Genomic DNA, 7,136 nt, shown 5'->3' on the forward strand with positions numbered 1-7,136 from the left:
TAGAAAAACTTGTCGTCACAAGTTTTTCTACTCTCAGTTTAGGAGGTATGTCCCAGTCTGCATAACGATGCAGTTTAAAACTGGTCAAATAAATGATTGATCTGATCAAATTCGTAACCAGATAATTCGATCCCCAGCGCTTTGGCATTACTGTGGACTTGATCGGCAACCCGAGCTCCTGGGATAACAACACTAATATCGGGATCGGTGATATACCAGGCTAAAATAATTTGAGCAATTGTTGCGTCGTGCTTGTCAGCAATTTCCTTGACGGTATCTAAAGCGTCCATGATTGAGGTGTACTGATCAGAGGTGAATTGGTTAAATTGATTTTGATCATTTCGAGTATATTTTCCCGTCAGTAATCCCATTGCAAGCGGTAAGTAAGGGACAAATGAGATGTCGTGTTCCTTTAAATAGGGAAACAGGTTTCTTTCGGCATTTCGATGAACCAGGCTGTAATTGTCCTCGACGACATCGACTTGATCGTCTTCATTGGCTTCTTTTATTTGGTCAAGTGAAAAGTTCGAAACCCCGATGGCTTTGATTTTGCCAGCCTTCTTTTCTTCAACCAAAGCGTTAACCGCTTCGGCCTTTGGGGTGGTCGTGTCAGGAAAATGGATATAGAAAATATCAATGTAGTCAGTCTTTAAGCGTTTCAAAGCATCATCGACTGACTGCTTCAAAAATTTAGGATCGTTGTTTGGCTGTAGGTTGTTATCCGGGTCTTGAGCTGCCTTTGATGCGATGACAAATTGAGATCGATCATAATCTTGAATGACATCGCCAATGATTTCCTCGGAGCGACCCAAGCCGTACATATAGGCAGTATCCAACAAGCCAATACCATCGTCTAAAGCGGTTTTGACAACAGCAGCCCCATTTTCATCTTTTAGACCGTCAAATAAGTTGTGGCCGCCGACTTTATTGGTGCCAAGTCCAAGTGGGGTACTGGTGACCTGACTGCTGCCAATTTTTACTGTTCCTGTCATTTGAAAATCCTCCTTATTTAGTTACTATGATTAGTTTAATCCAAAACAAATAGCTGGAACAATTATTGCACCAGCCATTTATGATTGAATTTAAACATCTTTGTGGTCGTTAGTCCTTAAATTGGAATTATTCGTCATATGGACCTTTTCCCAGATAAGCATTAATCATCCAGATGTTTTTATCGACTGCTTCCTTAAACCCATTTAGCATATCCTGGGTTGGGAAGTCTTTTTCTTCATCCGTTACTTCAATTCCCTTTTGATATTGATCACGCAAGTATTTGAACTGGTCCGACAACCGCTGCATGAAATCGCGCATTGTTAATTGATCCCAGGTGACTTTCTCATCTGGCAACCCTGTATTCTCGATAAATTCATGAGTGGTTGAGTACGGTGAGCCATTGATTGCGATTAACCGTTCGGCAACATTGTCCAATTGATCAGCCAACTGATCAGAATAGTCATCCATCAAGGGATGTAGTCTGAAGAAGTTCTCGCCACGCATGTACCAGTGAGTTTGCTGGACGTTGGTCATTAGTTGGCTGATGTCGGCAACCAATTGGTTTAACTGTGCCCGGGTCTTTGGAAAATCATATTGTTCGGCCATGAAATTACCTCCTAAAAATAAGTGAGCGGATCCAAGCGGTTAGAAGTCGGAGCGTAAGTCTCCTCAGAGGGAAATTCCGGGCTTGGGAATTTTTCTCTGAGGTGCTTACGTGCAGACTTCTGCTTGGAGGAGCTGTCCTAAAATAAGTGAGCGGAGTAAAGCGTTTAGAAGTCGGAGTGTAAGTCTCCAGCGAGGGAAATTCCCGGTTTTGGAATTTTCCTCGCTGGTGCTTACATGCAGACTTCTGCTTTACGCAGCTGTCCTAGCATATTTTAAATACGCTTACATAACTAAGCATATGGGATTATAGGCGGTAGAGCAAGAAAAGTGTTCTTTAAAAATGGATAACCCTGTTTAGCTGACAATGGCTTCCAAATCCAACAATTGATCAATTTCATACGTTGGTTGAGTTGAACTTGCGTTTGGTTGGTGCTGAGGATTGAACCAGACCGAGTCGAGGCCATATTTGGCTGCCCCTAGGATATCCGAGGTCAATGAGTCACCGACTACTAATGAGTCTTGTTTATTGAATCCGCTAATGTTATTGGCAATGTAGTCAAAAAATGCCGGCTCCGGTTTTTTGTGACCGATTTTTTCCGAAATAAAGACGTTGTCGAAATATTTGTCTAACCCCGATTCTTTCAACCGCCGATGTTGAGTTGAGGCCACGCCATTGGTGACGATGTAGAGATGGTGATCGTGGGTTAAATCGGCTAGCAGCTTTGTGGCATTCGGGATCTGATCGTGACTTTCAGATAGGAAGGAACGATATTTTTGGCCGTAAAGGGTGCCATCGACGTTTTCCCCATAATGTTGAAAGAACAAATTAAAACGTTCATCCAGCAATGTTTCGCGGCTGATTTCACCACGCTCGTATCGACGCCATAACTGGGCGTTCAGCGAATGGTAATCCCGATAAACTTCAGGAGTCAGTGGTTTATGGAGAGTCTGGAATAATTTTTCCAGGGCGTGCTTTTCAGATGATTGAAAATTGAGTAAGGTATCGTCGACATCGAATAATAAAGTTGAATATTTCAAGCAGAATCACTTCCCGAGTTTGTAAATTTAATAAATCATACCAGAATTTCACAATCTTGAGTACTTTTTGTTGTAATTTTTGCTTATTTTAAGTAATCTAGTTGTTAAATAGATTGTGAAAACAACCCTGATTGTTGTAGTATATGCTTAATTGGTATATTAAAATTACAGACAATAAATTAATAGAGGTGTCCTTATGAGTGAAAAGAAACGTGGGTCTCAGGCCCTAATTCAATCGATGATTAACCAAGGTGTCAAATATGTGTTTGGAATCCCTGGTGCTAAAGTTGACCAACTGTTTGAAGACTTGAAGTATAGCGACGATCCAAGAACCCCGAAGCTGATTGTCACCCGTCATGAGCAAAATGCCGCCTTTATCGCGGCTGGGATTGGCAGATTGACCGGCAAACCAGGAGTGGTTGCGACGACTTCCGGCCCTGGAGTTTCGAATCTAGTTACTGGACTGATGACGGCCACGGCCGAAGGGGACCCAGTTATCGCGTTGGGTGGTCAGGTGCCAAGGGATGACCTTGCCCGGATGACTCACCAAAGCATTCCCAGTAAGGAATTAATGGTGAATGCCGCCAAAAGTAGCGTGGAAGTTCAGGATGCCAATAATGTTTCCGAAGCTTTTTCCAATGCTTATACAACGGCGGTGTCGCCTAAAGCCGGCGCAACCTTTTTATCGCTGCCAGCGGACGTATTGAGTGATGAAACTGACCGGCCGGAGATTGCCCCATTGAAGCGTGGAGATGAAGGTCGGGCATCCGACAAAACGATTAAGCAGATTTCGGAGATGGTGAAGAATGCCAAATTACCGGTGATTTTTGCCGGAATGCGGGCTTCTACACCTGAGGTGACCAAAGCACTGCATGCCCTTTTGCGGGAAGTATCGTTGCCGGTCGTCGAAACCTATCAGGGAGCCGGCGTGGTTTCCAGGCAGCTTGAAGACCGTTTCTATGGGCGGGTAGGTTTGTTTAGAAATCAAATTGGCGATACCCTGTTGAAACGAAGTGACTTAGTACTGGCAATCGGTTACGATCCAGTTGAATATGAAGCTCGTAACTGGAACCTGGAGCATAACAAGCAAATCGTCAACATTGATACAGTGGCGCCGGAAATCTCTACTAATTACCAACCGGACGTAATCGTTGAATCAAACATCGAAAACACGATTGATGCTTTGACTGATACTTTTACAGGAGAGTTTGACCTATCTCCTCAAGTTACCAAGACCCTCGATGATTTACGGGAAGAATTTTCATCAGAACGGGAAGTGCCAAAGGATGTTACTCCGGGTCGGGTCCACCCATTAGCTATTATTCGCGCACTTCAAGAGCGGGTTGATGATGAGACCACGGTCACGGTTGATATAGGAAGCCACTATATTTGGATGGCGCGTTATTTCCGGATTTATCGACCCCGTCATTTGCTCTTCAGTAATGGGATGCAGACACTGGGAGTTTCACTGCCATGGGCAATTGCAGCAGCGTTGACTCGTCCGGAACAACCAGTGGTTTCGGTTTCCGGTGATGGGGGCTTCTTGTTCTCAGGCCAGGAATTGGAAACGGCCGTCCGGTTGAAGCTCAATATTGTGCAAATTATTTGGACCGATGGTTACTACGATATGGTGAAGTTCCAGGAAATTGCCAAGTACGGTAAGGATGCCGGCGTTGATTTTGGACCCGTTGATTACGCTAAATACGCTGAAAGTTTTGGCGCCAAAGGACTGCAGGTTACCGGGCCAGATGATCTAGGTAAAGTTCTTGATGAAGCATTTCAGACAAAAGGACCAGTAGTGGTTGACATTCCGGTTGATTATAGTGATAACATTAAGTTAAAATCCGCTTTAATGAAGGATATCTTAAATTAAACACTAAGGAAGTTGTCAAATGTCAAAATACACTACTTTGTATCAACACGGAACGTTAGCGTTATTGGTGCCAGGCCTACTTGAAGGGACGATCACAATGGGGCAGTTGCTCAAGCGTGGTGATACCGGAATTGGGACTGGCGAAGGCCTGGATGGCGAGCTGATTATTCTTGATGGTAAGCCCTATCAGGTGAACTCAAAGGGAAAAATAACGGTAGTTTCAGATAAATTTAAGCTGCCGTTCGCCAATGCCCATTTTGCCCGTTACTCACCATTGGCAGAGCTGGAAAACGTGGAACAGGACGATTTGAACAAGCAGATGCTGGCATTGAGTCGAGCTGAAAATACGTTCTTTTCACTTAAAGTGACGGGAACCTTTGCGGACATCAAAACGCGGGCAGTGGTCAAGTCTGAGCCGCCATACAGTACCTTGGCCGAAACTGCGAGAAAACAGAGCATTTTTACTCGCGATCAAATTGATGGTACACTGATTAGTTACTATTCGCCACAGTTGTTCAACGGGGCTGCGGTGGGTGGCTTTCACCATCACTTCATGTCAGATGATCGAAAATTTGGTGGTCATGTGCTTGACTTTCGTTTAGTAAAAGGTGAGGTCTCTTATCAACTGTTCGATACACTGGAGCAGCATCTACCGGTTGATAACAAGGCCTACATGGAACACGATTTTGAGAAAGATGATATTGAAGGAAGCATTCAGGCATCCGAATAATCATACGTGCTTGATTATGAGATCCACGGTTTTGATTACCAAAAACTAATTTTTAGTAAAATTTATTTATATATTAGTAAAAAAATATCCTCCACTTCAAATGCCGAAGTGAAGGCTTTTTTGTGCTTACTTTTAATTTATTCGTAAGATAAATAGAGTTTATAGTTGATTTGTACGTATAAATGCTTTAATATATCACCTTGTAAGCGCTGCATGATTTCGATAATTTTTATGTGCGTCAGTTAATTGTTAATGTAAGCGTTGTTATACCGGTGATGTGGAACTGATACTGACATAAGTTTTATAAGAAGAATTTGTCTGATTTGTTATGCAACCCCTTTCAACCCTTTCGAAATGGGAAGCAAAATCGACTAAAGAGACTTTTTAGATAAGGAGAATGAATATGGAAAAGGTTGTTACAAAAGAAAAGAAAATCTCAAGCAGCTTTATTTATTTCTTTGGTTCCTTTGGTGGAATCCTGTTTGGTTATGGTATTGGGGTTATGACGGGTGCCTTACCGTTTCTGCAAACGGACTGGGGCCTTCAAAATAATGCCACCGTTGTTGGTTGGATCACTTCTGCAGTGATGCTGGGTGCCATTTTTGGTGGGGCAATCGCTGGCCAGTTATCTGATAAGCTGGGAAGAAAAAAGATGATTTTACTTTCTGCCGTCATCTTTATGCTTGGCTCCGTTCTCTCCGCAATGTCCCCCAATGATGGCCAATATTATTTAATTGCCGTCCGGGTGTTCTTAGGATTAGCTGTTGGCGCTTCTTCGGCACTGGTACCGGCCTATATGTCTGAAATGGCACCTGCTAAGATGCGAGGGCGATTGACTGGAATTAACCAGACGATGATTGTTTCCGGAATGTTGCTCTCATATGTAATGGATTTCTTATTGAAGGATTTGCCTGAAAACATTGCCTGGCGCTTGATGCTCGGCTTGGCTGCAGTACCAGCGTTGATCCTGTTCGCAGGGGTTTCTTTCTTACCTGAATCACCACGTTTCTTGGTTAAAAGCCATCGGGTGGACGATGCTCGCACAGTGCTTAGTTACATTCGCGATAATGACAAAGAAATTGATACTGAATTAGCTCAAATTCAACAAACTGCTGCTGAAGAAAAGAACGTTTCAAAAGCAACTTCATGGGGAACGGTCTTTAGCGGTAAATATCGTTATCTAGCAATTGCCGGGATTGGAGTCGCCGCATTCCAGCAGTTCCAAGGCGCAAATGCAATTTTCTACTACATTCCTTTGATCGTTGAAAAGGCAACCGGTAGTGCCGCAAGCTCCGCATTGATGTGGCCAATTATTCAAGGAATTCTATTGGTCATCGGTTCGTTAGTATTCTTGGCAATCGCTGATAAATTTAAACGAAAGACGCTCCTTATCCTGGGTGGGACAGTAATGGGACTCTCATTTATTCTCCCAACAGTTATCAAAGTATTAATGCCAAGTGCCAGTCCAATGGTGATTGTGGCATTCTTGAGTCTATATGTGGCGGCCTACTCATTCACTTGGGCACCATTAACTTGGGTAATCATCGGTGAAGTCTTCCCACTCGCCATTAGAGGTCGGGCTTCAGGTGCGGCTTCATCAGCAAACTGGATCGGATCGTTTGCGGTTGGTCTGCTCTTCCCAATTATGACAGCAACAATGCCTCAAGACGCCGTGTTTGCAATCTTTGGTGTCATCTGCCTATTGGGTGTTTGGTTCATCAAAGCTTGTGTCCCTGAAACCAAGGGTCGCAGCTTGGAAGAAATTGAAGACGAAGGAACAAAATAACGGGTGGTGAGTCCTGATTTGGAGATTAGGACGAAAGACGCTTTGATTTCATAATTAAGAAACTGTTTGAGATCTCTAAAAGCGGCGTAGGAAAACTGAGACAAACGCTA

General features: G+C 43.6%; 6 protein-coding genes. 3 read left to right on the forward strand and 3 right to left on the reverse strand.

Annotated elements, in window-relative coordinates; all coding sequences use genetic code 11:
- Window positions 1-74: 74 nt before the first annotated feature.
- The 3 genes from FD12_RS04260 to FD12_RS04270 all read right to left on the reverse strand — a co-directional run bounded on the left by FD12_RS04260 (window position 75) and on the right by FD12_RS04270 (window position 2,637).
- On the reverse strand, window positions 75-992 hold the full coding sequence (locus FD12_RS04260; protein ID WP_054749090.1) for an aldo/keto reductase: 918 nt from the start codon (window positions 990-992) through the stop codon (window positions 75-77).
- 127 nt (window positions 993-1,119) lie between these two features.
- A complete protein-coding gene (locus FD12_RS04265; protein ID WP_054749091.1) occupies window positions 1,120-1,599 on the reverse strand; it encodes a Dps family protein in 480 nt (159 codons plus the stop codon).
- A 354-nt stretch (window positions 1,600-1,953) separates the two neighbouring features.
- The gene (locus FD12_RS04270) at window positions 1,954-2,637 is read right to left on the reverse strand and encodes a YjjG family noncanonical pyrimidine nucleotidase (protein WP_056981872.1); all 684 of its coding nucleotides are present in this window, start codon (window positions 2,635-2,637) and stop codon (window positions 1,954-1,956) included.
- Between the two features lie 196 nt (window positions 2,638-2,833).
- On the opposite strand from FD12_RS04270, the gene alsS reads away from it, so the two are divergent.
- From alsS to FD12_RS04285, 3 genes are all read left to right on the forward strand, one after another.
- The gene (gene alsS, locus FD12_RS04275) at window positions 2,834-4,510 is read left to right on the forward strand and encodes an acetolactate synthase AlsS (RefSeq protein WP_056981874.1); all 1,677 of its coding nucleotides are present in this window, start codon (window positions 2,834-2,836) and stop codon (window positions 4,508-4,510) included.
- A 19-nt stretch (window positions 4,511-4,529) separates the two neighbouring features.
- On the forward strand, window positions 4,530-5,240 hold the full coding sequence (budA, locus tag FD12_RS04280) for an acetolactate decarboxylase (RefSeq protein ID WP_054749092.1): 711 nt from the start codon (window positions 4,530-4,532) through the stop codon (window positions 5,238-5,240).
- Window positions 5,241-5,643: 403 nt separating this feature from the next.
- Entirely contained in the window at window positions 5,644-7,026 is a 1,383-nt protein-coding gene (locus FD12_RS04285; protein ID WP_056981876.1) for a sugar porter family MFS transporter, read from the forward strand.
- Window positions 7,027-7,136: the final 110 nt, after the last annotated feature.

Origin of the sequence: Lentilactobacillus rapi DSM 19907 = JCM 15042, from assembly GCF_001436255.1 — a bacterium.
Classification (GTDB): domain Bacteria; phylum Bacillota; class Bacilli; order Lactobacillales; family Lactobacillaceae; genus Lentilactobacillus; species Lentilactobacillus rapi.